The sequence below is a fragment of the Labrys sp. KB_33_2 genome (genome assembly GCF_052114505.1).
In the GTDB taxonomy this organism is placed as follows: domain Bacteria; phylum Pseudomonadota; class Alphaproteobacteria; order Rhizobiales; family Labraceae; genus Labrys.
On the sequence record NZ_JBFREW010000009.1, the window covers coordinates 161,873 to 188,260 of the forward strand.

Annotated in this window: 23 protein-coding genes; 6 read left to right on the forward strand and 17 right to left on the reverse strand. The window is 63.1% G+C overall.

Going from position 1 to position 26,388, the window contains the following annotated elements; genetic code table 11:
- Positions 1-26 precede the first annotated feature (26 nt).
- The 3 genes from AB4037_RS17430 to AB4037_RS17440 form a co-directional block, all read right to left on the reverse strand.
- Entirely contained in the window at positions 27-848 is an 822-nt protein-coding gene (locus AB4037_RS17430; RefSeq protein WP_434957115.1) for a transporter substrate-binding domain-containing protein, read from the reverse strand.
- 236 nt (positions 849-1,084) lie between these two features.
- A complete protein-coding gene (locus AB4037_RS17435; protein WP_441772363.1) occupies positions 1,085-2,218 on the reverse strand; it encodes an acyl-CoA dehydrogenase family protein in 1,134 nt (377 codons plus the stop codon).
- A complete protein-coding gene (locus AB4037_RS17440; RefSeq protein ID WP_441772364.1) occupies positions 2,215-3,363 on the reverse strand; it encodes a CaiB/BaiF CoA transferase family protein in 1,149 nt (382 codons plus the stop codon). Before AB4037_RS17440 ends, AB4037_RS17435 begins: the two co-directional genes overlap by 4 nt.
- Positions 3,364-3,453: 90 nt before the next feature.
- Between AB4037_RS17440 and AB4037_RS17445 the strand changes: the two genes are divergently transcribed.
- On the forward strand, positions 3,454-4,383 hold the full coding sequence (locus tag AB4037_RS17445; RefSeq protein WP_441772365.1) for a LysR family transcriptional regulator: 930 nt from the start codon (positions 3,454-3,456) through the stop codon (positions 4,381-4,383).
- Positions 4,384-4,511: 128 nt separating this feature from the next.
- Here the strand turns inward: AB4037_RS17445 and AB4037_RS17450 are convergent, their stop codons facing one another.
- The 3 genes from AB4037_RS17450 to AB4037_RS17460 are packed head-to-tail and all read right to left on the reverse strand — an operon-like array spanning position 4,512 to position 7,085.
- Positions 4,512-4,958: a DNA polymerase III subunit chi gene (locus AB4037_RS17450; protein WP_434959663.1), complete on the reverse strand. Its 447-nt coding sequence runs from the start codon at positions 4,956-4,958 to the stop codon at positions 4,512-4,514.
- Between the two features lie 13 nt (positions 4,959-4,971).
- Positions 4,972-5,592, reverse strand: a complete 621-nt coding sequence (locus AB4037_RS17455) for a glutathione S-transferase family protein (protein ID WP_441772366.1) — start codon at positions 5,590-5,592, stop codon at positions 4,972-4,974.
- Entirely contained in the window at positions 5,589-7,085 is a 1,497-nt protein-coding gene (locus AB4037_RS17460; protein WP_441772367.1) for a leucyl aminopeptidase, read from the reverse strand. Before AB4037_RS17460 ends, AB4037_RS17455 begins: the two co-directional genes overlap by 4 nt.
- Positions 7,086-7,261: 176 nt before the next feature.
- Between AB4037_RS17460 and lptF the strand changes: the two genes are divergently transcribed.
- The 5 genes from lptF to rsmA all read left to right on the forward strand — a co-directional run bounded on the left by lptF (position 7,262) and on the right by rsmA (position 13,985).
- Positions 7,262-8,428, forward strand: a complete 1,167-nt coding sequence (gene lptF, locus AB4037_RS17465) for an LPS export ABC transporter permease LptF (protein WP_434957121.1) — start codon at positions 7,262-7,264, stop codon at positions 8,426-8,428.
- Positions 8,425-9,504, forward strand: a complete 1,080-nt coding sequence (gene lptG / locus AB4037_RS17470; RefSeq protein WP_441772368.1) for an LPS export ABC transporter permease LptG — start codon at positions 8,425-8,427, stop codon at positions 9,502-9,504. Before lptF ends, lptG begins: the two co-directional genes overlap by 4 nt.
- Complete coding sequence (locus tag AB4037_RS17475; protein ID WP_434957123.1) at positions 9,504-11,948, forward strand: LPS-assembly protein LptD; 2,445 nt, start codon at positions 9,504-9,506, stop codon at positions 11,946-11,948. Before lptG ends, AB4037_RS17475 begins: the two co-directional genes overlap by 1 nt.
- Positions 11,949-11,975: 27 nt before the next feature.
- On the forward strand, positions 11,976-13,034 hold the full coding sequence (gene pdxA, locus AB4037_RS17480) for a 4-hydroxythreonine-4-phosphate dehydrogenase PdxA (RefSeq protein ID WP_441772369.1): 1,059 nt from the start codon (positions 11,976-11,978) through the stop codon (positions 13,032-13,034).
- A 108-nt stretch (positions 13,035-13,142) separates the two neighbouring features.
- Complete coding sequence (rsmA, locus tag AB4037_RS17485) at positions 13,143-13,985, forward strand: 16S rRNA (adenine(1518)-N(6)/adenine(1519)-N(6))-dimethyltransferase RsmA (RefSeq protein ID WP_434957125.1); 843 nt, start codon at positions 13,143-13,145, stop codon at positions 13,983-13,985.
- Between the two features lie 37 nt (positions 13,986-14,022).
- Here rsmA and gmk read toward each other — a convergent pair whose 3' ends face one another.
- The 11 genes from gmk to AB4037_RS17540 all read right to left on the reverse strand — a co-directional run bounded on the left by gmk (position 14,023) and on the right by AB4037_RS17540 (position 26,355).
- Positions 14,023-14,688: a guanylate kinase gene (gmk, locus tag AB4037_RS17490; RefSeq protein ID WP_434957126.1), complete on the reverse strand. Its 666-nt coding sequence runs from the start codon at positions 14,686-14,688 to the stop codon at positions 14,023-14,025.
- Positions 14,685-15,572, reverse strand: coding sequence for a YicC/YloC family endoribonuclease (locus tag AB4037_RS17495; protein WP_434957127.1), 888 nt, complete (start codon positions 15,570-15,572; stop codon positions 14,685-14,687). Before AB4037_RS17495 ends, gmk begins: the two co-directional genes overlap by 4 nt.
- A 161-nt stretch (positions 15,573-15,733) precedes the next feature.
- Positions 15,734-17,176: an endolytic transglycosylase MltG gene (gene mltG, locus AB4037_RS17500; RefSeq protein ID WP_441772370.1), complete on the reverse strand. Its 1,443-nt coding sequence runs from the start codon at positions 17,174-17,176 to the stop codon at positions 15,734-15,736.
- A 347-nt stretch (positions 17,177-17,523) separates the two neighbouring features.
- The gene (gene fabF / locus AB4037_RS17505) at positions 17,524-18,783 is read right to left on the reverse strand and encodes a beta-ketoacyl-ACP synthase II (RefSeq protein ID WP_434957129.1); all 1,260 of its coding nucleotides are present in this window, start codon (positions 18,781-18,783) and stop codon (positions 17,524-17,526) included.
- Between the two features lie 255 nt (positions 18,784-19,038).
- Positions 19,039-19,275, reverse strand: a complete 237-nt coding sequence (locus AB4037_RS17510) for an acyl carrier protein (RefSeq protein ID WP_068287214.1) — start codon at positions 19,273-19,275, stop codon at positions 19,039-19,041.
- Between the two features lie 243 nt (positions 19,276-19,518).
- Entirely contained in the window at positions 19,519-20,256 is a 738-nt protein-coding gene (gene fabG / locus AB4037_RS17515) for a 3-oxoacyl-[acyl-carrier-protein] reductase (protein ID WP_434957130.1), read from the reverse strand.
- A gap of 103 nt (positions 20,257-20,359) precedes the next feature.
- Positions 20,360-21,304 (reverse strand): ACP S-malonyltransferase, encoded by a 945-nt coding sequence (gene fabD, locus AB4037_RS17520; protein WP_441772371.1) that lies wholly within the window; start codon positions 21,302-21,304, stop codon positions 20,360-20,362.
- 237 nt (positions 21,305-21,541) lie between these two features.
- Complete coding sequence (locus AB4037_RS17525; protein ID WP_441772372.1) at positions 21,542-22,138, reverse strand: NAD(P)H-dependent oxidoreductase; 597 nt, start codon at positions 22,136-22,138, stop codon at positions 21,542-21,544.
- A 186-nt stretch (positions 22,139-22,324) separates the two neighbouring features.
- Positions 22,325-24,028 carry an adenine deaminase gene (ade, locus tag AB4037_RS17530; protein WP_441772373.1) on the reverse strand — a complete coding sequence of 568 codons (1,704 nt, stop codon included), beginning with the start codon at positions 24,026-24,028 and terminating at the stop codon, positions 22,325-22,327.
- Positions 24,029-24,182: 154 nt separating this feature from the next.
- Entirely contained in the window at positions 24,183-24,815 is a 633-nt protein-coding gene (locus tag AB4037_RS17535; RefSeq protein WP_434957134.1) for a thiamine ABC transporter ATP-binding protein, read from the reverse strand.
- Positions 24,799-26,355: an ABC transporter permease subunit gene (locus AB4037_RS17540; protein ID WP_441772374.1), complete on the reverse strand. Its 1,557-nt coding sequence runs from the start codon at positions 26,353-26,355 to the stop codon at positions 24,799-24,801. The genes AB4037_RS17535 and AB4037_RS17540 overlap by 17 nt, the downstream gene beginning before the upstream one ends.
- Positions 26,356-26,388: the final 33 nt, after the last annotated feature.

Here is a 26,388-nt window from a genome sequence, read left to right on the forward strand (position 1 = left end):
TCCGTCAAATCGGAAGACACTTCAGGTCACTTGGCCGGCACCTCCAGCGGCAGCTCGGTATATTTGCCGAGCCATTTTTCCTGGATCGCCTTGACGCGCCCGTCCTTGGTCATCTTGACGATGGCATCCTTGATGGCGCCGGCAAAGCTCGCGCTGTCGTCGCCCTTGCGGAGCACCCAGCCAAAATAGGTCGGCTTGCCGAAGGTCGACACTTCAGGCAGGGCGAACACATCGCCACGCTGCTTGACGAGATAGGCAAGATTGGGCGCCGAGCCCGCCACGGCATCGAGGCGACCAGCGGCAAGATCGGCATAGGCCTCGTCGGTGGTGCCGTATTCCTTGACGGTCACATTGCCGACCTTGGCACCGAATTCCTGCAACTGCTTGAACTGCGCCGTGCCCTGTTGCACGCCGACGGTCTTGCCGGCGATGTCCTCGGGCTTGTTGATGTCCTTGTTGGCGGCGGCCTTGACGATGCCGACGGTCGCGTCGGCGATCGGCAGGGTGAAGGTGTAGCGCTCGAGCCGTTCCGGCGTGATCGTCACCGGCGCGATGACGATGTCGAATTTCGACACTTCCAGGCCCGGAAGCTGGGAGGTCCAGGGCAGGTCCTGATAGACGGGTTCGACGCCGATCTCCTTGGCGACATTGTCGAACAGGTCCTTGGTCATGCCCTGATAGGTGCCGTCGACGACCATGTCGAACGGTGCATAGTGCATATCCGTCGCCGTCACGATCTTACCGGCACTTTTGACATTGCTCAGCTGATCGGCCGACGCTGCCATTCCCGAGAGCCCGCCAAAGGCAAGCCCAAGCAGCGCGCCACACAATAAGGTTCCGATTTTCATTATGTTCTCCACCTGGATAGCCATTGGATTGAAGCCGCTTTTTAGCGCACCGTCGAGAGAGGATTTCGCCTTCGCCCGACGACAGTTTTATGGTTCACGGCCTCGCGTTAAATCATGAGGAGGTATTACTATCAGGACGCCGGGAGCAAAGCGCGCTTTGATGAAGCCACGTCCTTGCTCTCCCTTCGTTGCGATAGGTCTCTACGATTTGCGGTAGTCGTCAGATCGTACAACACTCAGGCAAGCACCATGCGCGCTATGATGTTGCGCTGTACCTCCGAGGAACCCTCGTAAATGCGCATGATACGGACATCGCGCGCCATCCTCTCCAGGGGCAATTCCTGGGAATAGCCATAGCCGCCATGGATCTGCAGGGCGCGGTCGATGATCGACCCGGCCTTTTCCGAGGCAAACAGCTTGGCCATGGAGGCTTCCTTCGAAAAACGCTCACCCTTCTCGCGCAGGGAGGCGGCCCTCAGTCCCATCAGGCGAGCGGCATCGAGTTCGGTCGCCATGTCGGCGAGCATCCATTGCAGGCCCTGGAACTCGGCGATCGGATGGCCGCCGACGTGGCGGGTCTTCGCCCATTCCACCGCCATGGCCAGCGCCTCGCCGGCCATTCCGGTGCACATGGCAGCGACTTCGGTGCGACCATTGTCGAGCGTCTTCAGGGCGGTTCTGAAGCCACTCCCCTCGGGTCCCAGCCTGGCCTCCTCGTCGACGCGGCAGTCGAACTCGACCTCGAACACATGTCCACCGCGCAGGCCCATCGTCCTTTCGGGCGGACCGACTTTCACCCCCCCTTTCGCCGGTTCGACCACAAAGGCGCTGATGCCGCGCGCGCCTGCCGCGGCATCGGTCTTGGCGAATACGACGATGAAATCGGCATGCGCCGCGTTGGAGATGAAATGCTTGACGCCTCGCAGATGATACGACCCGCCGTCCCAGACGGCTCGGGTCGTCATATCGGCCGGATTGGAGCCCGCAGCCGGTTCGGTCAGGCCGAATGCGCCAACGGTCTTGCCTGCAGCCGCATCTGGCAGATAGCGGCTGCGCTGCGCATCGTCGCCACCGATGAGGATCGCATCGGTCGCCAGGAAATGCGCCGTCATCATGGAGACGGTGGAACCGCAACCGGCTGCCAAAGCCTCGACGGCAAGATAGAGCGCCACCGGCGAGAGGCCGGGGCCGCCCCATGCCTCCGGCAGGTTCATGCCCATCGCGCCCAGTTCGGCCAGAGCCGGAATATGCCGCGACGCGAAGATCCCGTTCGCATCGATCTCACGGGCATTCGGCTTGAGGACGTCCTCGGCGAAGCGGCGGATCTGTTCGACCACCGCGAGGGTGTCGGCATCCGGCTCGAAATTCATGAGCGCTCCTCCTGTGCGGCCAGACCGGCGAGGATGTCGTGCGTGTGCTCTCCGAGCCGCGGCGCTCGCATGGGCCGGCCACGCCGGGAGCCGGAGAAATGGGCAGGCTGTTCCGGCAGGGGGACAATGCTCCCTTGCCGAAAAAGGCCACGCCCGCGCGCCTGCTCCGAATCGATCGCCTGCGCCACGGTGCTGATCGGTGCCACTGGGATGCCGGCGCTGGCCAGGACCTTCACCACCTCGTCGGTCGACCGCCCCCCCGTCCATTGCTCCACGCAGGCGCGCAAGGCCGGCTCGTTGTCCGAGCGCAGAGAATCGGTGTGATAGCGCGGATCGCTCGCCAGTTCGGGCTGGCCGATGGTCGCGGCGAAATGGGCAAATAGCTTCTCATTGAGGACCGCAATCACCGCATGGCCGTCAGCGGTTCGATAGGCCCCGAAAGGCGCCGAGAGCGGGTGGCGGTTGCCGGCGCGCATCGGCACGCGGCCCGTCGCCAGATAGCGGCACGCTCCGGTCGGCAGCAGCGAAAGCAGGGCATCGAACATGGCGAGGTCGATATGGCAGCCACGCCCGGTGCGCTCGCGCTGCCACAGCGCGGCGGTGACGGCCCAGGCGCCATACAGACCGGCGGCAATGTCGCCGATGGCCTCCCCGATCAAGGTGGGCGGCCCGTCGGGCGTGCCCGTCAACGCCATCAGCCCGCTCTCCGCCTGCACGATGATGTCATAGGCCGGCCGATCGCGCCCGACACCTTCCTGTCCGAAACCGGAAATGCTGAGATAGACGAGATCGGGATTCTCACCGACGAGGTCGGTATAGGCGATGCCGAGCCGCGATGCGACGCCCGGCCGGAAATTCTCGACCACGACGTCGGCCCCGGCCGCCAGCCGCCGCGCCGTGGCACGGTCGGCCTCGCTCTTAAGGTCGAGTACGATGCTGCGCTTGCCGCGATTGGCGAATTCGAACAGGGCGCTGTCGTTGCCGACGAACGGGCCGACATGGCGATAGTCGTCGCCTTCGCGTCCCTCGACCTTGATGATGTCGGCGCCAGCATCGGCGAGGAGAGCGGTGGCGAAGGGCCCCGCGAGCACGCGCGAGAAATCGAGCGCGACGAGGCCCTCGAGCGGCAGGTCAAATCCAGTCATGACTGTTCCTTGGTTCTTCCGCAGGATTTGACAGTTCCTGAATAGATGCAAATAATCTTATTGCATCAATAGAATAAGTTTTTCCTATTCATGGTCACAGTACGCCAGCTGAGCTATTTCGTTGCTGCCGCCGAGCATGAGGGCACAGCCCAGGCGGCCCGCGCCCTTCATGTCTCCCAGCCGGCGATTTCCGTGGCCATCCGCCAATTGGAGGAAAGGGTCGGTCAGCCCCTGTTCGTGCGCCGCCACGCCCAGGGCCTCGTCCTCACCCAAGCCGGGCGCGACAAGCTTGCCGAAGCTCGCTCCATCCTCTCCCAGATCAATGCCTGGGCCGCCTCGCCGGGCATTTCGTCCGGGCGGAAGACTTTCGTCGACGTCGGGTGTCTCGCAACGCTGGGCCCACTGCACATGCCGCCTATCATCCGCGCCTTTCGCCAGTCCCATCCGCATGTCGAAGTCCGGATGCGGGAGGGCGATATCGAGGAACTGCACCGGCTGGTCGACAATGGGTTGATCGAGGTTGCGCTTCTCTACGATCTCGATCTCGGCCGCACCGGCACGGCCGAGACCGTCGCTGAATTCAAACCCTACGTGCTCGTTCCGGCCGGCCATCCGCTTGCTGACAAACGCCGCGCCCGGCTACGGGATCTCGCGGCCTGGCCGCTGATCCTGATCAATCTGCCGCACAGCCGCGACTATTTCCTGGCACTGTTCCGCCAGGCGGGGGTGACACCCACCCTGGGGATGGAGGCACGCACGATCGACATGGTGCGCGGCCTCGTCGCCAACGGCCTCGGTATTGCCCTGCTGACCACGCGCTCCCGGTCCGGTGTCAGCGAGGATGGCCTCCCGCTGGCCATCGTGGAGCTCGAGGATGTGCTGCCCCCGCAAAAGGCCGTGATCATCACACCGCGCCAATTTCCCATTACCTGGATGGCAAGCGCCTTCATCGACCATGTCCGCGCGCATTTCGGGCAGGGTCCGGAAGTTTCGTCAGCCGGGGGGCAGGAATGCGCTTAGAGCAAAGTGCGATTTCTCCGAACCAGACTTTTCTCTAACTCTTTGTTTCGACGCGTCTTTGCGATTTGAAGTGATTCCGCCAAATCGCAAAGCGCTTTAGATCGATTTCCGATTCGATCAGGTCTGGCCTACGCCTTCTTTTCCCAGCGCCCCTCGTCGCTCTGCTGCCAATAGGTCGCGGCAAAGCCGAGTTCCTTGGCCTGCTTCCACTGATCCCGCGCCCCCTGCACGGCGTCGGCGTCGTTGCCGTCGAACATCAGCACGATGCGTTCATAGCTCGGCGCATCCGTCGGCAAGGGCGCGCCATCGACGAGGAAACGAATCACGGCCCCGTTGGGATTGCCTTCATGCGCCACCAGCACGATCGGCTGGGCCGGACCATCGTCACTCTCCAGGCCATGCGGCAGGAAGGCTTCGTCATTATAGGTCCACAATACGTCGTCGAGCGCGCGCAGGCGCTCCTGTGGCCCCTGCACCGCGCAACGCCAGCCGCGCTGCAGGGATTTTTCCAAAAGGCCCGGCAGAATCCGTTCAAGCGGGGCTCTCTGCAGATGATAGAAGAGCAATTCCGTCATCATCTCCCCTTTCTCAATAGTCGCTTTCCGGCGAGCGCGTCCGCAGCATGGCAGGCGCGTTTCGGATAGAATGCCACCATTCCTTCAGCGCCGGCACGCGATCGATCAATTCGCTTCCAGCCGAGACACTGTCGGCAACGGCCAGGACGGGTGCGAGGTAGCACCAAGCCAAGTTGGGAGAAAGCCCGACACCCCCCTCGCATACCAATTCCTGCAGGGCACGCAATGCCACCTCGGCCTGCGCCAGAGTCTCCGGGGTGGGCATCGCGCCATCGCGCCACCATTGTGGCACGTAGATTCCCCATACGAGAGGCCGATAGGCGTAATTGTCGACCACGCGCATGATCTGTCGCATGCGTACAGCCGCGCGAGGATCGGCCGGTATCAGGAAAGGATCGGGCAGCAGCGCCTCGAGATAATGCGCAATGGCGTCGGTCTCATAGACGACCGTACCATCGATCTCGATGCTCGGAATACGCCGGAACGGATGCAGCCGCTCATACTCATTCGGCACGCCCCTGTCGTCGAAAATATCAGCCATGACAAAGTCATGACCGACATTCTTGAAATCCAGGATCAGCCGGATGATCCGTGTATAGACGCTGTCAGGCGTGCCGAACAGTGTGATCCTCACCCCTCGTAATGCTCAGCCACCAGCCGGTCGAGCAGGCGCACGCCCCAGCCCGAAGCCCAACTGCGGTTGACGTCGCTGGCGGGCGAGCCCATGGCGGTGCCGGCGATGTCGAGATGGGCCCAAGGCGTCTCGTTGACGAAGCGCTGCAGGAACTGGGCCGCCGTGATCGACCCGCCATTGCGGCCGCCGGTGTTCTTCATGTCCGCGAATTTGGAATCGATCAGCTTGTCGTATTCCGGGCCGAGCGGCATGCGCCAGACCCTCTCGCCCGTCGTCTGCCCTGCCACGAACAGGCGCCCGGCGAGCTCGTCATTGTTGGAGAAGAGGCCGGCATATTCCTGGCCGAGCGCCACCATGATGGCGCCGGTGAGCGTGGCGAGATTGACCATGAATTGCGGCTTGTACTTGTCCTGGATGTACCAGAGCACATCCGCCAGCACGAGCCGGCCCTCGGCGTCGGTGTTGATGATCTCGATGGTCTGGCCCGACATCGAGGTGACGATATCGCCCGGACGCTGGGCCTTGCCGTCTGGCATGTTCTCGACCACGCCGATGGCCCCGATGACGTTGGCCTTGGCCTTGCGGGCGGCAAGCGCGTGCATCAACCCGACCACGCAGGCCGCGCCGCCCATGTCGCCCTTCATGTCCTCCATGCCGGAAGCCGGCTTGATGGAAATGCCGCCGGTGTCGAAGGTCACGCCCTTGCCGATGAAGGCAACAGGCTTGGCCTCGCGATTCTTAGCGCCATTCCAGCGCATCACCACCAGCCGGCTGTCATGCTCGGAGCCCTGGCCGACACCGAGCAGCGCCCCCATGCCGAGTTTCTTCATGGCCTTGACGTCGAGAATGTCGATCTCGACGCCGAGTTCCTCCAGTTCGGCCGCGCGTTTGGCGAAGGCCTCGGGATAGAGCACGTTCGGCGGCTCGTTGACGAGATCGCGAGCAAGCCTGACGCCGTCGGCGATCGCCTCGCGAGACTTGCCAGCCTTCTTGGCCGCACCGTCGACACCGCTGGCGATCGTCAGTTCAAGCACCTTGCCCGCCGCATCGTCCTGCTTGCGCGTCTTGTAGCGCTCGAACTTATAGGCCCGCAGCCTGGCCCCGAGGGCGAAGTCCGCCACCTGATCGGCGGTGATGGCCGCCTCCGGCAGGTCCAGCACCACGGTAACCGTCTTCGCCGAGACCGGCAGCTTGCCGATCACATTGCCACCGGCCTTGACCCAATCGGTGCGGGCGCTTTCTTCAGCCTTGCCGAGAGAAACCGCGATCACCCGGTCCACCGGCAGGCCGGACGGAGCAAGAATGTCGAGGGAGGCCAGCGCCTTCCCCTTGAAATTATCGGCGGAAGCCGCACGTTTGACCAGACTGCCGATACCCGGTAGAGCAGCTTCCGTTTCAGGCGATACGGCCAAATCGATATTTGTGAATATGACGGCAATGCCGTCGGCAATTTTCTCGACTTTTGAAAAAGACAGTTTCAATTCGGAAACCATAATTGATGCCCATTCTAGGAAGCTGCCGCGCGGTTGACGGCTTGTTGGGACTTTTGCATGTCAATCCGTAACCATGTCTACAACAAATCGCTCGCAGCCTCGGTCCTGCCATACAAACGTCTCGCCTGCCACCTAGCAGGAGGATACAAGCAACGGGTAGGAGACCCGAGAAGGCAATGAACCTCGTCAGCCGATATATTGCCAGACAGTTTGGCTTTGCTTTTCTGGTCTGCCTCGTCGTGCTGACGCTCCTGGCCTGGATGGTCGGCGCCCTGCGCGAGTTCAATGTCATGACGGCACAGGGCCAGTCCGTCCTGGTCTTCCTGGCCATCAGTTCGCTTGCCCTGCCTGCGCTTATGGTGGTGGTCGCGCCACTTGCTGTCTTCCTGGCCGCAGTATGGCTGCTGCAACGTCTCAATGCCGGTTCCGAACTTGTCGTTCTCAATGCGGCGGGCTATTCCCCCTCGCGGCTGATCACGCCCTTTGCCGGCATTACCGGCCTCGTCGCCGCGGGGATCGCCGCCGTCACCCTCTATATCCAGCCTGCCAGCCAGCATGAGCTGACCGCCTGGCGTGTCGCCGCCGCGGCCGACGTGGTGCAGCACTTCCTCAAGGAAGGCCAGTTCACCGCTCTGCGCGGCTTCACCTTCCATATCCGTAAACGCCAGGAAGATGGCACGCTGCTCGGTATTTTCGTGCAGGATGCTCGCGACAAGGGCAAGACCAAGACCTATATCGCCGGGACCGGCAAGATCGTCGATACCTCGACGGGATTGGTGCTGGTCCTGAACAACGGCTCGCTGCAGCAGCAGGAAGGCGGCGCCTCCTCGGATGCCTCGATCGTCACCTTCGAGCAATATCAGTTCGACCTCTCCCAGCTCGCCCGCGACGACAACGATGCCATCAACTACAAGCCGCGCGACCGCTACACCAGTGAACTCTGGAACGCCCAGCCATCCGAGATGAAAGGACCGGCCGAGCGTGGCCGCGTTCGCGGCGAACTTGTGGACCGGTTTACTGCTCCCCTCTATCCGATCGCCTTCATGCTGATCGCCCTCGCCTTCCTCGGCCAGGCGCGCACAACCCGCCAGGGCCGGGCCAGCGCGATCGGTTTTGCCATTCTGAGCGTCGTGGTGGTTCGCATTCTCGGCTTCATCGCCACGCAGAGTCTGAGCGTACACACGGCTGGCGGCGTCTATATCGCATTCGGCGTGCCGGTCCTGACGTCCCTGATCTGCCTTGCCGTCATTACCGGCCATTTGCGCCTGTCGCTGCCGCGCAGCTTGACGAACTGGTACAATGACCTGACTTCGCGCCTCGCCAACCGGACGGCGCGCGCATGATCATGACCTCCACCCTCGGCCGTTACCTCAGCAAGCGCTTCCTGATCGCCATTTTCGGCGTGCTCGCCTTCTTGTTCGTCATGATCTTCCTGCTGGATTTTGCCGAAACCAGCCGGCGCGCCAGCGACTTGCCACATGTATCCGTAGGCTCGATCGCCACTCTGTCTCTGCTGCGGACGCCCTCCATCATCGAGCAGACCCTGCCCTTCGTCTTCCTGTTCGGGGCCATCATCTGCTTCGTCAATCTCAGCCTACGGCTCGAACTGGTGGTGATGCGCGCCGCCGGCCTGTCGGTCTGGCAGTTCCTGGCCCCGCCGATCATCTGTGCCATCCTCCTCGGCCTCCTTGCCGCGATGGCCTTCAACCCGCTCTCGGCAGCGCTGAAAACCAGAAGCGACGTGCTCGATACGCGTGTCTTCGGCTCTCGCCAGGTGCGCGACGACGACAAGAGCCGCTGGATCCGCGATGGCCAGGCGGTCATCCATACCTCGGCCGAGAATAGCGACAACGGCGCGCTGACGGGGGTCACCATCTATGCCCTCGATGCCGATGGCCGCTTTATCAGGCGCATCGAGGCGGATACCGCAAAACTTGACAAGGGTGCCTGGCATCTATCCAAGGTTCAGGAATTCATCCCCAACCAGTCAGTAAAAACCTCAGAAACCGTTGATTTTCCTAGCAATTTGACCAAGTCTCAGGTTGATCAGCAATTTGCGGTGTCGGCAGACAGCGTGTCTTTCTGGAGACTCCCTTCATCAATCGAACAACAGGGCGCCGCGGGACTTGAAGCAAATGACTACCGGTTGCAATATCAGACGCTTCTTGCTCGTCCCCTGCTGCTCGTGGCGATGGTGCTGATCGCCGCGACGGTATCGCTTCGGTTTGCTCGCCTGGGTGGTATTGGTGTGATGATCTTGAGTGGAATCGGGGCGGGTTTCTTGCTGTATGTCGTAACCAAAATGGCCAAGGACCTGGGCATTGCGGGGCTGGTTGCGCCGGCCGTCGCCGCTTGGACTCCGGCCGCCATTGCGGCCCTGATCGGATTTACCGTGTTGCTTAACCAGGAGGATGGCTGATGCGCGTATCAGCTCGCCACTTCCTTACGACCATGCTGTGCACCACCGTTGCGGTTGCAGCGCTGTCGTTTGCGTTGTTGCCATCGAAAGTTCACGCCCAGGAGAACCTGCTCGGGCCCTTGGGTGCACGTTCCGATGGTGCCGGAGGCCAAGGCAGCTCCAACATGGTCCTCAAGGCCAGGGAGATGCAGTATGATCAGGACAACGAGGTCGTAACGGCCATCGGCACGGTGCAGATCTACTACAATGGCCGCGCCCTGCAGGCAGACCGTGTGGTCTATGACCGCAAGGGCAAGCGCGTGCGCGCCAACGGCAATGTCGTGATCACCGAAGCCGACGGCACGAAGACCTATGCCGATAATTTCGACCTCACCGACGATTTCAAGGACGGCTTCGTCAATTCGCTGAAGACGGTGACGGCGGACGAGCTCTATATCGCCTCCAACCGGGCCGAGCGCACCGGCGGCAACGTCACCGTGTTCCAGAACGGCATCTATTCCGCCTGCTCGCCCTGTGCCGACAATCCGCAAAAGCCGCCGCTGTGGCAGATCAAGGCTGTCAAGGTCATCCACAACCAGCAGGAGAAGATGATCTATTTCGAAGATGCTCGCTTTGAGTTCTTCGGCATGCCGATCGCCTACCTGCCCTATATGTCGACCCCCGACCCGACCGTCACCCGCAAGAGCGGCTTCATCACGCCGCGCTATTTCCATAGCTCCCGGATCGGCTATGGGGCCGAACTGCCCTATTTCATCGACCTCGCTCCCAACTACGATCTGACGCTCACGCCCGGCTATGCCAGCAGTCAGGGGCCGACGGGCCAGATCGAGTGGCGCCATCGCACGCTGAATGGCGCCTATTCGGTGATGGCATCGGGTGCCTTTATCAGCGACCCGGACAAGTTCGCCAATGAGGATATTGGCAAGCCGAATTGGCGCGGCTCGATTTCGTCCAAGGGCGAATTCTGGCTGAACGACAAATGGCGCTTCGGCTGGGACGGCTCGCTGCTGAGCGACAAATATTATTGGCGCGACTACCGGCTCGACAATCTGCGGGGCAAGACCGAGGCGACCTCCACCGTCTATCTGACGGGCGTGGGCACCAAATCCTGGTTCGATCTGCGCGCTTATTATTTCCAAGGCCTGACCACGGCCGACGTACAGAAGCAATTGCCCGTCGTCGCGCCGGTGCTCGACTATGACTATATCGTCGACCACCCGGTGCTCGGCGGCGAGCTGGGCTGGAATTTCAATCTGACCAGCCTGACGCGTCAGCAGGCTGCCTTCGACAATATTCTGGGCTACAACTGCGACAACCTCTCTCCGAAAACCCGGACGAACTGCCTGCAGCGCGGCATTGATGGCACCTATACCCGCGCCTCGATCAACGCCTATTGGAAGAAGACCTTTACCGACACCTATGGGCAGCAGTGGACCCCCTTCGCCTATGTCCGCGGCGATCTGGGCTTCACTCAGCTCGACGGCAACCCTGCCGACCAGTTCGTCAGCAACAAGAAGAACGATACGGCCGCACGCCTGGTGCCAGCCATCGGCCTCGACTATCGCTATCCCTTCATCTCGCAGTCCGATTGGGGTACGCAGATCATCGAACCGATCGCCCAGATCATCCTGCGCCCCAAGGCGATGCAGAGCGGCGTCTTCCCCAACGAAGACGCACAGAGCCTGATTTTCGACGACAGCAACCTGTTCGCCTGGGACAAGTATTCCGGCTATGACCGGGTCGAGGACGGCTCTCGCATCAATGCTGGCCTGCAATATTCGCTGACCACGAATGGCGGCGGCTACTATAATGCCATGTTCGGCCAGTCCTATTCCTTCGGCGGCACCAATCCCTACACCACCGGCGACATGGCCAATACGGGCCTGCAGTCGGGACTGGATCGCAACGTTTCCGACTATGTCGGGCGTGTCTATCTGCAGCCGGTGAACAATTTTGCCGTGATGTCGGGTGCCCGCTTCGACCAGAAGAACTGGGACATGCGGCAGTTCGAGATCGGTGTCCTCGGCACCCTCGGACGCCTGAAGGCCGATGTCACCTATGCGCGCTATGATGCCCAGCCCCTGCTTGGGCTCGACGATCGCGAAGGCGTCAACGGCAAGGCCGCCCTGAAGCTGAGCGAGAACTGGATCGCCAGCGCCGGTGCTCTTTACGATATGAAGACGAAGAAATTCGCGTCGAGCTATGCTGGACTGACCTATGTCGACGCCTGCATCGCGCTCGGTATGAGCGTCTCGCGTTCCTATGACACCACGTCGTTGAAATACGACACCACGGTGCAGTTCCAATTGCAACTGCGTGGCCTCGGCGTCAGTGGTAGCCCGAAGGAATTCACCAACAAGGTCTGGAACAACGACTTCGACGATCTCAATGTCACCAAGCCGAGCAGCTATACCGACCGCTACGGCAATCTGAAGACCTTCTGAGATCAAGCGAGCCCATCTGACCTGACAATGCCGACCGAACAGCCCGCCCTGCCGATTGTCTTGACCATGGGAGAACCGGCTGGCATCGGGCCCGAACTGATCGTGATGGCAGGCGCGGCCCGCCGGGAAGGGGCGCCCTTCTTCGTCTATGCCGACCCCGCCCTGTTGTCGGCGCGCGCCAGGCGGATCGGCCTGGACCTTGCCATCATCGAGACCGACGAAGCCGGCGCGCCTGCAGCCTTTGCGCGCGGCCTTCCCGTCGTCCCCCTGCTAAATCCGGTACCCGATCGGCCCGGCAAGCCCAATGTCGCTGGTGCCGGTGCGGTCATCGAGTCGATCGAACGAGCCATACTGTCAATTCGCGAGAACCATGCTCGGGCCGTGGTGACGTCACCGATCATGAAGGAGGTGCTCTACCGCGCCGGTTTCGGCCATCCCGGGCACACCGAATTCCTGGGCGAACTGGCCCGGCGCCATTGGCAGGGCGATGGCAAGCCGATTCTTCCCGATCGAGCCAATGATGGGCAATATCGAGAATCTGCCTTTAGGCCCGTGATGATGATCTGGTCCGAAACCGTCGCGGTTGTGCCGGTCACCATCCACATCCCCCTGGCCGAGGTGCCCACGGCCCTCACCGAGGACTTGATCTACGAAACAGGCCTGATCGTTGCCCAGGACCTCGGGGCCCGCTTCGGTATCGCCGCACCGCGCCTCGCGGTTGCCGGGGTCAATCCCCATGCCGGCGAGAACGGCACTTTGGGCGGCGAGGACAACGCCGTGGTCGCACCCGCCGTCGCCAGGCTCAGGGCCGCCGGCATCGACGCCCGGGGTCCCCTGCCCGCCGACACCATGTTTCATGCCCGGGCGCGGCAAACCTATGATGCGGCCCTGTGCATGTATCATGATCAGGCCCTGGCACCGGCCAAGGCGCTGGCCTTCGACGAGGCCGTCAACGTGACCCTGGGCCTGCCCTTCGTCCGCACTTCGCCCGATCATGGCACGGCCTTCGATCTTGCGGGCACGGGCAAGGCCAACCCTTCCAGTTTCTTCGCCAGCCTGTCACTGGCCGACAGAATGTCACGTTAGAGCAGAGTGCGATTCCATCGAATCGCACTCTGCTCTAACTCCTTGTCTTGGCGCGTCTTTGCGATTCCGGGCAACGCCGTCAGATCGCAAAACGCTTTGGGGCCCGTCATGGTGCAGATCGATACTCTTCCCCCGCTGCGCGAGGTCATCCGCCAGCATGAATTGATGGCCAAGAAGTCGCTTGGCCAGAACTTCCTGCTCGACCTCAATCTCACCGCCAAGATCGCGCGTGCCGGCGGCTCGCTGGAGGGGGTGAATGTGGTGGAGGTCGGCCCCGGCCCTGGCGGCCTCACCCGGGCGCTACTGGCCTGCGGAGCGAGGCACGTGGTTGCGGTGGAACGCGACGAGCGCTGTCTGGCGGCCTTGGCCGAAATTGCCGCTCATTATCCCGGCCGGCTGACCGTGCATGCCGGCGATGCCCTCGAAGCCGATTGGCCGGCCTTGATCGCAGGACTGGAAGGGCCGGTCCGCATCGCCGCCAACCTGCCCTACAATGTCGCCACGCCCCTGCTGATCGGCTGGCTGAAGACCGAGCCTTGGCCGCCCTGGTTCCAGTCGATGACGCTGATGTTCCAGAAGGAGGTCGCCGAACGTATCGTGGCAACCGAAGCGGACGATGCCTATGGCCGCCTCGGCGTCCTGGCCGGGTGGCGGACGGAAGCCGAAATCGTTTTCGACGTACCGCCAAGTGCCTTCGTGCCGCCGCCCAAGGTCACCTCTTCGGTGGTGCATCTGCGCCCGCGGCCGACGCCCCTGCCCTGTACCGCAGCCGCCCTGGAACGGGTCACGCAGGCGGCCTTCGGCCAGCGGCGCAAAATGCTGCGCCAGAGCCTCAAAGGGCTTGGTGGCGATCTGGCGGCCGCGCTGGCCGATACGGGCCTGCGTCCGGAGATGCGAGCCGAGGAAGTTCCCGTGGCCGCCTTCGTCGCCCTTGCGAACACCTTGAAATAGAACCACGAAGCCAGGGGGATCGACGCCCCCCGTCCCGTCAGCGCCCGCGCGTCAGGGCGTCGAGATCCGCCTTCAAGGTGTCGACCAGGCGGCTGACCTGCGACTTGTCCTGGCGCTTCATGCGCTCGACGTCGAGGATTTCCTTGAGCTTGGCATAGGTGGTCTGCAGATCGGTGTTGACCAGCACATAGTCATATTTGGTCCAGTGGCTGATCTCGACGCGGGCATTCTGCAGGCGCTGCAGAATGATCTCCGCGCTGTCCTCGGCCCGCCGCTCGAGCCTCGCCTTCAGTTCGGCCACCGATGGCGGCAAGACGAAGACGGACACGATGTCGGGCCTCATCTTGTTGTAGATCTGCATGGTGCCCTGCCAATCGATGTCGAACAGGACATCGCGTCCAGCGGCCAGCGCCTCCTCAACCGGCCTTGCCGGCGTGCCGTAGTAGTTGCCGTGGACCTTGGCCGATTCCAGCAATTCGTCTCTTTCGCGCATGGTCTCGAAGGTGCCTGCGTCGATGAAGCGATAATGGACCCCATCGATCTCGCTGCCGCGGCGCGGGCGAGTGGTGACCGAGATCGACAGATGCATCGATTTGTCCTCGGCCAGAAGCAGGCGCGTCAGCGTGGTCTTGCCGGCGCCGGAGGGCGAGGAAACGATCAGCAGAAGGCCCCGGCGCTGGGGAACGGACGCAGTGCTACTCATTCGATATTCTGAACCTGTTCGCGGAATTGCTCGACCACTGCTTTGAGAGAAAGGCCGGTCGCGGTCAAGCTGACATCATTCGCCTTGGAGCAAAGGGTGTTGACTTCCCGGTTGAATTCCTGGGCGAGGAAGTCGAGGCGCCGTCCCACCGGCCCGCCCTTGGCCAGGAGATCGCGAGCAGCGGCAATATGGGCGTGCAGCCGGTCGAGTTCCTCGCGTATGTCGGCCTTGGCGGCCATCAGGATCGCCTCCTGGTGCAACCTATCGGGATCGAGCGACGACGACGCATCGAGGAGAGCGGCAATCTGCGCGGCAAGCCGATCGCGCACCGCCGCGGGCTGGCGCGCCGGATTGGCGTCCGCTGCATGCGTGAGGGCTTCGATCTCGTCGATGCGACCGAGCAGGACGCGGGCGAGTGCCTGCCCCTCCTGGCGCCTCATCTCGGCGCATTGGGCAATGGCCTTGGCGAACCCCTCCAGCAGGGCCCCCTGCAGCGCGGTGCGCCCAGCCTCGTCCTCCTCCTGGTCCTCGACCTCGAGCACGCCCTTGATGGCAAAGAGGCCATCGAGGCGCGGTGCTGCCGCATCCACCTTCTGCGAGGCCTCGGCCATCGCCGTGACGATGGCATCGAGCACCGCTTGATTGATGCGGACCACCGGCGCCACGGCGTCACGCTTCAGCGACAGGCCGATCTGACACGAACCACGGGCAAAGGCCGCGCCCAAAGCGGCACGCGCCGACGCCTCCAACGCATCGAATCCCGGAGGCAATCGGAAGCGGACATCGAGGCTTTTGCCATTGACGGTCTTGATTTCCCAGGCCCAGCGGTTCGCGCCGGTCTGTCCTTCTACCCGGGCAAAGCCGGTCATGCTGACAACGGACATCTTCCTACATTCCATACGGTGATTTCAGCGTCCGGCCGGATGATTTTACCGGCAACGAAAACTGAGCGCTCGCCCTCGACGCGCCGTAAGCGCGCCGAACAGAGCCTGACGGAAGATAGAGCCCAAGGGCTCCGCGCTCAAGCCAATCCCATGCAGCCGGCTTACTGCACCGTCTGCGGCGAGTTCAGATCGAAGGTCTTGTCGAGCAGCGGATCATGGGTGGTGTTAGCGACGGGATCGTCAAAGCCACCCTTCTTGGGCTTTGCGGCCTGGGTCGGGTCAGCATTGGGAGCGGCCGGCGCCTGGGCGGCCGGAGGCGTCGAAGGGGCTGGAGACGCCGACGGAGCCGATGGGGCAGGCAGCGGGATATCGGCCGCGGGCGCAGGCGACGGGGCAGGTGCCGGCGGCGGCGTGGGCGCGACCGGAGCCTCGGCCTCGGTCTGCTGCTTGCAGGCCTTGCTGCCCTTCTTGCAGGGCTTGGCCGGGGGCTTGGCGACGGGTGCCTCAGCCGGGGCAGGTGCCGGCGGCGCAGCAGCGTCCGGTTCGGGCGCAGGCGGGGACGGCGCTACTGGGGCGTTGCTGCCCTGTTGCTGGAACTGGCGCCATTTGGCGACATTCTTGTTGTGCTCGTCCAAGGTGGGGGCGAAGGCATGCCCGCCCGTACCGTCGGCGACAAAATAGAGATCCTTGGTGGCCAAAGGCGTCGCCACGGCCTGCATTGCAGCCTTTCCGGGATTGGCGATGGGGGACGGCGGCAGGCCGGATATGGTGTAGGTGTTGAAGCGCGTCGGCTGCGTGAGGTCGGCGCTGGTCAAGGCCCTGTCGAGCTTGCCCTTGCCGCCGACCATGCCATAGATCACGGTCGGATCGGATTGCAGGCGCATGTTCTTCTGCAGCCTGTTGATGAAGACGCTGGCGACATGCGGACGTTCGTCCGCTTGGCCCGTCTCCTTCTCGACGATCGAGGCGAGCGTTACCATTTCCGCCGGACTCTTCAGCGGCAGGTTGGCGGAGCGCTGCTTCCAGATCTGGTCGACTAGGGCCCGTTGCTCTTCCTGCATCTTGCGCACCATGGCCGAACGGGTGGTGCCGCGCTCATATTTGTAGGTATCGGGCAGCAACGCCCCTTCGGCCGGCACCGGCGGGGCATCACCCGTGAGCAGGTCGTCCTGGTTCAGCCGGTCGATGATCATCTGGCTGGTAAGGCCCTCGGGGATGGTGATCGAATGCTGGATCACCTTGCCGTCCACCAGAATGTTCATGACGTCATACATGGAGACGCCCGGCTTGAAGGCATACTCGCCGGCCTTCAGATCATTGCCGTGGCCGAGCATGTAGACGCCGGTGGTGAAGGTGGTGGCGCCATCGATCACACCCTGGCGTTCGAGGGAATCGGCGATCTCGTCGCGGCCGCTGCCCTTTGGCACATAGACCGTCTTGGCTTCCGCCAGCGGCCCGGCCGACGTGAACTGACGCAAACCGAAATAACCACCGATAGCGACCAGCATCAGCAGGACGAAGACGGCATTGCCAGCCACCACAAAGGGATTGCGCACCGCGCTCGAACGTGTCGGCGGCTTGGCGACAGCATCGGGCTGGATCATGTTGCGGGATCCGCGCGAGCCGGCTGCGCCTTTCCCGAAGGAGCGCGAGCGTTCGTTCGCTAGTCCCGAATCATCCCGATCATCGACCATAGAAACCTCGTACGCCTACATAGATGCCCGGCCAGGCCCCGCGAGCGTTACATCTCGCCAAAATGCCAACCTGATTGTGCCGCGCTTGGAAGTAGCAATTTGTTTCGGCAAAAATGCATCAAAATACGAACAATAAGGCGGCCTCCGATTCCGGGAATCGGAAGCCACATCGCGTTTGTTTCAACCGGCATGCCTCGCGAATATGGCGAAAATGCCAGCCGGGCCTCTGCAGCCGCGCGCCGAATCCCGGCGAGACGTCAGTCTGCCTTGCGCAAAATGATGGAGGCGTTGGTGCCGCCAAACCCGAAGGAATTGGAGAGCACCACGTTCACCTCGCGCTTGCGAGCCGTCAACGGCACCAGATCGATCGGGGTCTCCACTTCGGGATTCTCCAGATTGATGGTGGGTGGCACGATCTGATCGCGAAGGGCCAGGATCGAGAAGATTGCCTCGATCGCACCGGCAGCGCCAAGCAAATGGCCGGTCGCCGATTTGGTCGACGACATCGAGGCCGTCGCGGACGCATTGCCGAGCAGGCGCTGAACGGCGCCGAGCTCAATCGTATCGGCCATCGTGGAAGTGCCGTGCGCGTTGATGTAGTCGATCTCGCCGACGGAGATCCCCGCCCGCTTCACCGCCATCTGCATGCTGCGGAAGGCGCCGTCACCATCTTCGGACGGTGCGGTAATGTGATAGGCGTCGCCCGAAAGACCATAGCCGATGACTTCGGCATAGATCTTGGCGCCACGCGCCTTGGCGTGCCCATACTCCTCCAGCACGACGCAACCGGCACCCTCGCCCATGACGAAACCATCGCGATCGCGATCATAGGGGCGCGAGGCGCGCGCCGGTTCGTCGTTGAAGGAGGTCGACAACGCGCGGCAGGCGGCAAAACCAGCAAGGGCGAGACGGCAGACCGGAGATTCGGTACCACCGGCTACCATCACCTCGGCATCGCCGAGCGCGATCAGGCGGGCGGCATCGCCGATGGCGTGTGCGCCAGTCGAGCAGGCCGTGACCACCGCATGGTTCGGCCCCTTCAGGCCATGGCGGATGGAGACCTGGCCACCGGCCAGATTGATCAGGCGGCCGGGAATGAAGAAGGGCGAGATGCGCCCTGGGCCGCGATCCTTCAAGGTCAGCGCGGCGTCTTCGATGCCCTGCAGGCCACCGATACCCGAGCCGATCAGGACACCGGTCTCTTCCTGATCCTTCTGCGAAGCAGGATGCCAACCGGCATCGTCGAGAGCCTGGGTCGCGGCGGCCATGGCAAAGACGATGAAATCGTCGACCTTGCGCTGCTCCTTGGGCTCCATCCACTGGTCGGGATTATAGGTGCCGTTGCTGCCATCGCCAGCCGGGATCAGGCCGGCAATCCGGGCCTTGAGATCCTCCGTCTCGAAACGGTCGATCTTGACGATGCCGCTCTTGCTCGCAAGGAGATTGGACCACGACGTTTCGACATCGCCACCCATCGGGTTGACCATGCCGAGACCAGTTACGACAACGCGCCTCATAGAACCTCCAAAGGCCGGGGAATCGCCCTCCCCGGCTACTCAAACCCGATTGATCGCAAGATTGCCTGGCGCAAGGCTAGCACAGAATGCGGACGCTCCGAGGATCGCCCCTTCCAATGCTTCGAACGCATTGCCCTTACGCTGAACTGGCAGCCTCTATGTCTGCTGACACTCCAGACCTCCCGGCAATGATGCAATCTCGTCCCCCGGCCGGTCGATGGATGGATATCGGGGAGCCTGCGCTCCCCGATCGTCTCAGGCCGTAGCCTTGGTCAGGAACTTGACAGCATCGCCGACGGTCAGAATCGTCTCTGCGGCATCATCGGGGATTTCGCAGTTGAACTCTTCCTCGAAAGCCATGACCAGCTCAACCGTGTCGAGAGAGTCAGCGCCCAGATCGTCGATGAAGCTCGCATTCTCGGTGACCTTGTCCGGATCGACGCCGAGGTGTTCAACCACGATCTTCTTCACGCGGTCTGCGATATCGCTCATTTTTCGTTCCTTTGATAAACCAAGACTGCCTGCCGGCACTTTATTCCGCCGCCGGTTAGGCGGTCGGTATTTGATAGTTCCTTGAGCCGGGGCCAATCCTTCGATCGGCCTCCGATTATCCCGGACAATCACATTCATAGGGGCCATCGGAATGTCCCTCGGCGGTGATTAACACACTTCAAATGCCATTGCCAGCGGGCATCCCACCAGTGGAAACCACTGCGGAATTGACTTCTAACTCGTTCAAATCATTGCCATTCCGCCGTTAATATTCAAAGTTTGCCCGGTGGTGTAGGCAGCCTCCGAAGAGGCAAGGTAAACGGCTGCGGCCGCAATCTCGTCGACATGGCCGAGCCGATGCACGGGGATAGCGGCAAGGATCGGCTCCATTTGCTTCTCGTTGAGGGCATCCGTCATCGCCGTTTCGATAAAGCCCGGCGCGATGCAATTGACGGTGATTCCGCGGCTGGCCACCTCGTGGGCCAGTGATTTGGACATGCCGACCAGGCCGGCCTTGGAGGCGGCATAATTGGTCTGCCCCGGATTGCCGATGACACCGGACAGGGAAGCGATGTTGATGATGCGTCCGGTGCGGCGCTTCAACATCCCCTTCACGGCGGCTCGCGACAGATGGAAAGCGGCGGAAAGATTAACGGCGATGACGCTATCCCAGTCCTCGTCCTTCATGCGCAGCATCAGATTGTCGCGGGTGAAACCGGCATTGTTGACCAGAATGTCCAACTGACCGAGGGCTGCCTCGACATTCGGAACCAGCGTGCCGAGCTGTTCCTTATCGGTGAGGTCGCAGGCGAAGACATGAGCACGGTCACCGAGCTTGGCCGCCAGTTCCTCCAGCACCGCCTTGCGCGTGCCCGAAAGCGCTACCGTAGCGCCCTGGCGGTGCAGCGATGCGGCAATGGCCGCTCCGATTCCGCCCGTGGCTCCGGTCACCAGGGCTGTCTTGCCAGTAAGGTCGAACATCGTCATCCCCAATCGAGTGCTGCCGGTCGCTGCGGGCGCACCTTTATTGTTTATCCTCACCCGAAATGGCCACCTGCTGTCGGACGGGTGGCCGCGGGCCCTTTCATCGCAAGGTCGGCGCGAATGCCGCGACATCGTCCGGCGTGCCAATGCTCACCGCTTCTACGCCGGAGGCTATGCGCCTGACCAGCCCGCTCAGAACCTTTCCGGAGCCGACTTCCGCCAGCTTGGTGACACCGGCTCCGGCGAGATATTCGACGCTTTCGCGCCAGCGCACCGTTCCCGTCACCTGCTCGACGAGACGACGGCGGATCTCGGAAGGATCCACGATCGGCCGGGCGAGGACATTGGCGACGAGGGGCACGGCCGGGGCCGCGATGGCAACCTTCTCGAGCGCCTCGGCCATGGCATCGGCGGCCGGCTGCATCAGGGCGCAATGGAAAGGCGCTGAAACCGGCAGGAGGATGGCACGCTTGGCACCCTTGCCCTTGGCGATCTCCAGCGCGCGCTCCACCGCTGCCTTGGTGCCTGAGATGACGACCTGGCCCGGTGCATTGTCGTTGGCGGCCTGGCAGACCTCGCCCTGCGCCGCCTCGGCGGCGACGGCAACTGCCTGCTCATAGTCGAGGCCGAGAAGAGCGGCCATGGCGCCAGTACCCACCGGCGTCGCAGCCTGCATCGCCCGTCCGCGAATGCGCAGCAGCCGAGCCGTATCGGCGATCGTCAGTGCACCGGAGGCAGCCAAGGCCGAATATTCGCCGAGCGAATGGCCGGCGACGAAGCTGGCATGTTTCTTGAGGTCGAGGCCGGCCTCGTCCTGCAGCACGCGGAAAGCCGCCAGCGAGACGGCCATCAGGGCCGGCTGGGCGTTCTCGGTAAGAGTGAGGTCGTTCTCCGGGCCATCCCAGATCACGGCCGTCAGCTTCTGGCCAAGCGCAGCGTCGATCTCGTCGAAGACGGCGCGGGCGACGGGAAAGGCATCGGCTAGCGCCTTGCCCATACCCACGCTTTGGCTTCCCTGGCCGGGAAACGTGAAGGCGATACTCATGCAAGAACCCCGTTTGAGACGGCGCGTTGAGACAATAGGCTGGTGCCTAAGTCAAGTCCGAAGCATGACAATACCCGTACATCTTGCATAAATTCGGCAAAACTCGGCCTTTTGTGGCCGTCGGCGGAGGCGTTCGGCAATTCGGCTCACGAGGATGGCATCAGCGCCAAACTTCCCTGTATCGAGAACTGATCGAACTTGCTCCAGATACCCGCGGATATTGCGCCTCGGGGGTTCTCAATTCTTGAGGGCCGCCATCTTCTTCTCGACTTTCGCAAGAAAATGACGACGTTGCGTTTCACTGGCTTCGTCCAGGCGGTGCAAGGCCAGCCACAAGGTGCGGCAGCGCGGCGCGCAAAGTGCCCGCAAGCCACGCAGAAGAATGTTTCGGCCCGGCGCCTTCATGAACAACGTCCACCACCACCAGGGCGATCCCAACGTGGAGATAACCGCCAGCAAGCGGATCTGCGTCAGCACCGGCCCGATCGCCTTGCCATTTTCGGGCATGGTGAAAGTGGCATGCGGCACCCAGACCCGCTCGAGCCAGCCCTTCAGCATGGCGGGCGGTCCGTACCACCAGGTGGGGTAGATGAAGATCAGGCCCTCGCACCAGCGAAGGTGCGCCAGGTGCTCAGCCACGGGCGCCTCGTTGCTTCCGCGTTCGTGGTAGCCGCGCCGCTCCTCCGCGCTCATGACCGGGTCGAAATTCAGGGCGTACAGGTCGATCAGTCGCACCTCATGCCCCGCCCTTTTCAGCGTTTGCAGCGCCGTATCCCGAATGGAGGCGCCAAAGCTTTCCGAACACGGATGGCAGTAGACGAGGAGCAGTTTCATCGCGAGCACTCTGAGTATCGTGCCGAAAAGTGGACACCTGTTTTCGGCAAAAATGATGCGACAACAATAACCTATGGCTCGGACCCGATTCAGAAATCGGGTCCGAACCATAGTCGGAAAATGATTCCGGATCCCTGCATAAGAGCCCGGAGTACGGCGCTTTTCCAGTACAGCGGGAAGCGTGACTCAAGCGGTGATCAGCTCGAAGCGATCGACGTCGACCATGCCCATGTCGGTGATCTTGAGATGGGGAATTACCGGCAGGGGCAGGAACGCAACCTGCAGGAAGGGCTCGGCCAGGGTGACGCCGAGGGATTTGGCGGCCGCGCGCAGCGGGATCAGGCGATCACGCACCTCCTCGAAGGTGAGCAGGCTCATCAATCCCGCTACCGGCAGTGCCAATTCGGCCAGGATGACGCCATCCTGGGCTACTGCGAAGCCGCCGCCGATCTCACCGAGATGGTTGACCGCCAGCGCCATGTCCGCGTCGTCGGCGCCGACGACGCAGATATTGTGCGAATCGTGCCCCACTGAAGAAGCGATCGCCCCCCGCTTCAGGCCGAAACCCTTGACGAAGCCACGCCCGATATTGCCATTGACGCCGTGCCGCTCGACCACGGCCACCTTCACCACATCCTGGTCGAGGTCGATGCCGCGATAACCATTCTGATAGGGCAGGCTCAGCCGCAGATGCTCGGTGATGATCTTGCCGGGCGCCACTCCCATCACCGGCCCCGTCGGTCCGCTCGCCGCCACACGGAAATCGGCGGCCGAGACACAGGGGGCTCTAATAGAGCCTAGACCCACCGGCGCAATTCGGGTCCGTCCCTCGAACAGGCCGTCCTCCACCAGCCGGCCCGCACTGATCACCTGTCGTACAGCGCAATGATCGAGATCCTCGATGAGCACGATGTCGGCCCGCTTGCCCGGCGCGATCACGCCGCGATCCTTGAGCCCGAAGGCCATGGCCGCCGACAGGGTGGCGGTGCGATAGACCGCGAGCGGCTCGGCACCGAGGGCGATGGCGGTGCGGATCATGAAATCGAGATGGCCCTCTTCGGCAATGTCGAGAGGATTGCGGTCATCGGTGCAAAAAGCGAGATAGGGCGAATTACGGATGGTGATCAGTTCCGCAAGAGCGTGCAGATCCTTGGAGACAGAGCCCTCGCGGATCAGCAGCGTCATGCCCTTGGCGAGCTTCTCCCGGCCCTCCCTGGCCGTCGTCGTCTCATGGTCGGTGCGGATGCGAGCGGCGAGATAAGCGTTGAGATCGGTGCCTGACAGCAGCGGAGCATGACCATCGATGTGACCGTCCTGGAACGGCAGAAGCTTGGCGAGGCAAGCGGGATCGGCGTTGATCACCCCCGGAAAATTCATGAATTCGGCCAGGCCGATCACGCAAGGGTGGTTCATGAACGGCTCGAGGTCCGCGGCCTCGAGCCTCGCACCGGCGGTCTCCAGATGGGTCGAGGGCACGCAGCTCGAAAGCTGGACGCGCAGATCCAGGGCCGTATGGCCGGCGGCTTCCAGGAAGTAGCGGATGCCCTCGACACCGACAACATTGGAGATCTCGTGCGGGTCGCAGATGGCGGTGGTCACGCCATGGCGCAGCACGCAGCGATCGAACTCGGCTGGCGTGACCAGCGAGGATTCGACATGCAGATGCGTATCGATGAATCCGGGCACGGCCACGAGCCCCCGCCCATCGATCTCGCGCCGGCCGCGATAGCTGGCATAGGTCCCGACGATGCGGTCCCCGCCGATGGCGATGTCGGTCTCGGTCAGATCGCCGCTGACGAGGTCGAGCAGGCGCACATTCTTGATCACCAGGTCAGCCGGCTCGGTGCCTCGCCCCTGGGCGATCAATCGGGCGAGTTCACTGGCGTCCATCCGGGCGATTCCTTCTGCTTGCAAGCGATCAGCTTAGACCTCGGAGCGCGGACTTCCAGTCCGCTCTTGGAAACGTCGTGCTTTGGAAGAAAGGAAGAGCGGATATTGCGCCATGCCCGCATGACGCTGAGAAGTCCGCGCTCCAGGCTTTGCCTCAGCCCACCACCCGTCCATCCGCCACCGTGATGACCTTATCGGCTCTGCCGTCGACGTCCTCGGGCGTATGCGTCGTCATCAGTACGGTCAGGTTCTTCTCCCTGCGCAGCGTGTCGATGAGATCGACCATGTCGGCGCGCATGGCGGGATCAAGCCCCGTCAACGGCTCGTCGAGCAGCAGCAGCGGGCGCGTGGTCAGCATGGCGCGTGCGAGCGCCACGCGCTGGCGCTGGCCGCCGGAGAGCTCGGAAGGCAGCCGCGCTTCCATGCCGCCCAGGCCGACATGATCGAGCATCGCCGAGATGGCCTGACGATTGGCCGCGGAGAGCCTCAGGGATGGCGACAAGGCCAGGCCGGCGTTCTGCAGGGCGGTGAGATTGGGCAGGAGATTATGGTCCTGGAAGACGATGGCCACGGGCCTGTCGGCCGGCTTCAGAGGCAGGAGATCGACACCATCGAAGCTCAACCGGCCGCTCTCCGGCTTCTCAAAACCGGCAATGGCGTGCAGCAAGGTGGACTTGCCGCCGCCGGATGGACCGACCATGGCCGCCAGCGCGCCGCGGGAAACGGTGAGGTCGTAGCGCCCGGTCCAGTCGTCGATGGTGATGGTGAGACTATCCACGACGAGCATATCGGCCTCCAAACCGTCCAGCCACCAGAAACAGGACCAGCACCAGCCCGGCGAGCAGCGCGGCGATGCCATCGGCCTCGGCGACACGATAGGAACCGAGCTTGGCATAGAGCAAGGCCGGCAGCGTCACCAGACTCTGCGAGCCGAACAGGGCCACGACACCGAGATCACCGAGCGACAGCGCCATGGCGAGGGCGAAGCCCGCCGTTGCGGAGGGTGCCAGCAACGGCCATTCGATCAGACGCAGCCGGGTCCAGCCGGTCAGGCCGAGATTGTCGGCCAGCCGGCCGTAACGCTCCTGCGCCAGGGCCATGGGCGGATCGACGAGCCGGTGCACGAAGGGCAGCGCCATCATGGCGTTGACCAGCACGAGAGCCGGCATGGCCACGAAGTCGGTGACGCCCAAAGCCCGGGCGATCACGTAGAGGCCGGCGGCGAAGGCCAATGGCGGTGCGGCTAGCGTGAGCAGGGGAGCCGCCGCCATCAGCCTGGCAAGGCGCGGCCAGCCCTGCCCCATCAGGGCCAGGCGCGAGCGCGACAGCAGGAGGGCGGCCGCCAGCGACAGCGAGGCAGCCGCCAATGCGACCACCAGGCTGGTCGCCAGAGCCCGGGGTACCTGCGGGTCAATCCCTGCCAGCAGCGTGCGGCCGGCATGGAGGACGGCCAGCAAGGGAGGCAGCAGCAAAAGCAAAGCGAGGCCGATGACCACCGTATCCGCCAGCCGCAGCCAGCCTGCTTCCCGATCGGGCCGCTCCAATTTGCGCCCGAGGCTGGCGGCTTCGGGAGGACGCACCAGCAGGGGCGCCGCAAGCGTCACCAGCACTGCCATGGCAGCAATCTGCAGCAAGGCCAGCACGGCGGCCCTGGCGAAATCGGCATCGGAATGGATGGCCTGGTAGATCGCAACCTCGAAAGTGGCGCTGCCGGGGCCTCCTCCGAGCGTGAGGGGAATGGCGAAAGAGGTTGCGCAGGCGATGAAGATCAGGAGGGCCAGCGCCGGCAGGTCCCGCTGCAGCACTGGCCAGTCGATACGGCGAAAAATGGTTGAAGGCGGCAGGCCGAGCGAGGCCGCCAGCCGCCAATGCTCCCCCGGCACGGTCTCCAGTGCCGCGAGGAACACCCGGCTCGCGAAGGCTCCGTTGAAGAAGACATGCACCATCAGAATGCCGGTAAGCCCGTAGAGCGAGATGCCCGGCAGGCCGATGGCCCCCAGCACGGCGTTGACGATGCCGGCCCGGCCATAGATGCCGGCAAAGGCGAACACGGCCACGATCGAAGGCAGCGCGGCCGCGACGCCGAACAGAGCCAGCAGCAGGCGGTGCCCTGGGAATTGCCGCCGGGCCAGCGCCAGGGCAACCAACGCCCCGAACGACAACGACAGCAAGGTGGAGAGCAGCGCCTGATAGACAGTGAAGCCGGCAATCGAGACGAGATAGCCGACATTGCCCTGCCAGGCATCGCCGCCAGCCGCGAGGAACAGGCTGGCGAGCGCTGCGAGCACGAGCGCGGCAAGGGCGCCAAGGAGAATCAGGCCGGGCATTCAGGATGGAGCGCGTTTATCCTCCCCTGGAGG